The sequence below is a fragment of the Streptomyces sp. NPDC088706 genome (genome assembly GCF_044752765.1).
Lineage (GTDB): Bacteria > Actinomycetota > Actinomycetes > Streptomycetales > Streptomycetaceae > Streptomyces.
The window spans coordinates 1-3,020 of record NZ_JBIVLW010000042.1 but is presented as its reverse complement, the minus strand read 5'-3'; the positions used below and the strand labels follow the sequence as shown (position 1 = coordinate 3,020).

The window sequence follows — 3,020 nt, the reverse complement described above, 5'->3', positions numbered from 1 at the left end:
GACACCCTGGTCGTCTTCGAGTCCTACCCCGTCGACAGCGTGGCACTGGCCGAGGCCAACGAAGCGGCCGGCATCACCTGCACCGGCATCCGCCCGTTCTCCACCACCCACTACCCGCTGATGCTGGCGGCGGACCTCGACCCCTACCTGAAGATCACCCTCCAGTTCCAGGACGGCGTGTTCGACCGTCCGTACATCGAGGAGATCGGCCGACGGTTCCGAACCGTGCTGAACCGGCTCGTGACGGACCCCGACCGGACCCTCGCCGAGGTGGACCTGCTCACCGCCGAGGAGCGCGAGCATCTGCTCACCGAACTCAACGACACGTCCGCGCCGGTGCCGGACATCACCCTGCCGGACCTCTTCGAGCAGCAGGTCGCGAGTGCCCCGGACGCCACCGCGCTGATCTCCGGCGATCTCACCCTCAGCTACGCGGAGTTGAACCGGCGGGCCAATCGCCTCGCGCACCGGCTCATCGGGCACGGTGTCCGCCCGGAGTCCCGGGTGGCTGTCGCGCTGCCACGGTCCGTCGAGCAACTGGTGGCCATCCTGGCGGTGACGAAGGCCGGGGGCGCGTGGCTGCCCGTGGACCCCGCCTACCCGGCCGAGCGGATCGCCTTCCTGTTCCAGGACGCGGAACCGATGCTGACGCTCACCACGGCCGAGTTCGCCGGAAGTCTTCCCGGCGGCATCCCGACCGCGCTCATGGACGACCCCGACCCGGCCGCCCGGCCCGACGGCGGGTCCGACGCGGACCCGACCGACACCGACCGGCTCGCCCCACTCGACCCGCGCCACCCGGCCTACGTGATCTACACCTCGGGGTCCACCGGACGTCCGAAGGGCGTCGTCGTCCCGCACACCACCCTCCCGAGCCTCGCCCGTACCGAGATCGAGCGCTTCGAGGTGACGGCGCAATCCCGGGTGCTCGCCTGCACATCGCCGAGCTTCGACATCTCCGTCATGGAGTGGCTGGCCGCCTTCGCCGCCGGTGCCACCCTCGTGGTCCCGCCGGGCCGGCAGGTCGGCGACGTGCTCGCGGCGACCCTCGCCCAGGAGGAGATCACCGTCGGCCTCATCGCCACGGCCACTCTCGCCACCGTGCCGCGCGATCGGTTCCCGCACTTGCGCACTCTCGGGGTCGGCGGCGAGGCCGTCCCGCCGGGCATCGTGGAGACCTGGTCCTCCGACCACAGGCTGATCAACGGCTTCGGACCCACCGAGACCACCTGCGTCGCGACGCTCAGCGACCCGCTCACCGCGGACGGCGTCGCCCCGCCGATCGGCCGCGCCGTGCTCAACACCCGTCTGTACGTCCTCGACGCTTGGCTGCGGCCCGTTCCGCTCGGCGTCCCGGGCGAGCTCTACATCGCCGGGCAGGGGCTGAGCCGGGGCTATCTGGACCGGCATGCTCTCACGGCCGAGCGTTTCGTCGCCGACCCGTTCGGCGAGCCCGGCACCCGGATGTACCGCACCGGCGACCAGGTCCGCCGCCGCCCGGACGGCCAGCTCGACTACCTCGGCCGGATCGACGACCAGGTGAAGATCCGAGGCTTCCGCATCGAGCCGGGTGAGGTCGCCTCCGTACTGGACACCCATCCAGGCGTCGGCCGGGCCGCGGTGCTCGCCCGGGCCGGCCGCACCGCGGCCATGGGCAAGCGGCTTGTCGGTTACGTCGTGCCGCGCGACACGGACGTCACCCCCGAGCACCTGCGGGCCTTCCTGGCCGAGCGGCTGCCCGAGCACATGGTGCCCACCGCCTTCGTCCTTCTGGACCACCTGCCCATGACGGCGAACGGGAAGCTGGACAAGGCCGCCCTACCGGAACCAGAGGTCACCGGAGCCGACTACCGGGCCCCGCGTACGGCCGACGAGCGGCTGCTGACCGGCCTGTTCGCCGAACTGCTCGGTCTCGAACGCGTCGGCATCGACGACAACTTCTTCGCCCTCGGCGGCCACTCGCTGCTGGTGACCCGCCTCGTCGGCCGCGTCCGCGAGACGGTCGGTGCCGAACTGGCGGTCCGGACCGTCTTCGACGCGCCGACGGTCGCCGCACTCGCCGTCCACCTGCCCGCCGGTGGGCCGGTGCGCCCGGCGCTCCGTCGGAGCGAGGGGACCACCGGTCCGGAGCCGCTGTCGTTCGCGCAGCGCCGACTGTGGTTCATGCACCGCTTCGACGGTCCGTCCGCCACGTACAACATTCCGCTCGCCCTGCGCCTGCGTGGCACCGTGGACGCGGATGCCCTCAAGGCGGCCCTGCGGGATGTGGTGGTCCGGCACGAGAGTCTGCGGACGGTGTTCGTCGAGGACGAGTCCGGTGTGGCCTACCAGCACGTGCTTCCCGCCGACGCGTTCGAGCTGCGGATGCCCGTGACGGATGTGGCGCCGGACGTCATGGAGGACGCCGTCGCCGGTGCGATGAGCCACCGGTTCGACCTGGCCGCGGAGATTCCGATCCACGCCACGCTGTTCCGCGGCGGTCCCGACGAGTACGTCCTCGCGCTGGTCACTCACCACATCGCCGCCGACGGTGAGTCGATGGGGCCGTTGGCGGGGGATCTCTCGCGGGCGTACGCGGCGCGGTGTGCGGGGCGGCCGCCGGTGTGGGACGAGCTGCCGGTGCAGTACACGGACTACACGCTGTGGCAGCGGGAGCTGCTGGGCGACGAGAACGACCCCGACAGCCTGGTCTCGGCCCAGGCCGACTACTGGCGTCAGGAGCTGACCGGCACCCCCCAGCCGATGCAGCTGCCGCTGGATCGGCCGCGGCCGCCGGTGGCCGGCCACCAGGGCGACATGCTGGAGTTCACACTCGACGCCGAGCTGCTCGCCGCGGTGCGGGAGTTGGCCCGGGCGAACGACGTGACCATGTCGATGATCATGCAGTCCGCGCTGGCGGTGCTGTTGGGGCAGCTCGGTGCCGGCGAGGATGTGTCGATCGGTTCGCCGATCGCGGGTCGTAATGACGAGGCGCTGGCGGGTCTGGTCGGCTTCTTCGTTAACACGTGGGTGCTGCGTGT

General features: G+C 71.5%; 1 protein-coding gene. It reads left to right on the top strand.

What is annotated here, in order from left to right:
• Nucleotides 1–3,020: amino acid adenylation domain-containing protein (locus ACIQAK_RS32970; protein ID WP_366392978.1), on the top strand; the 3,020-nt coding region annotated here is incomplete at both ends.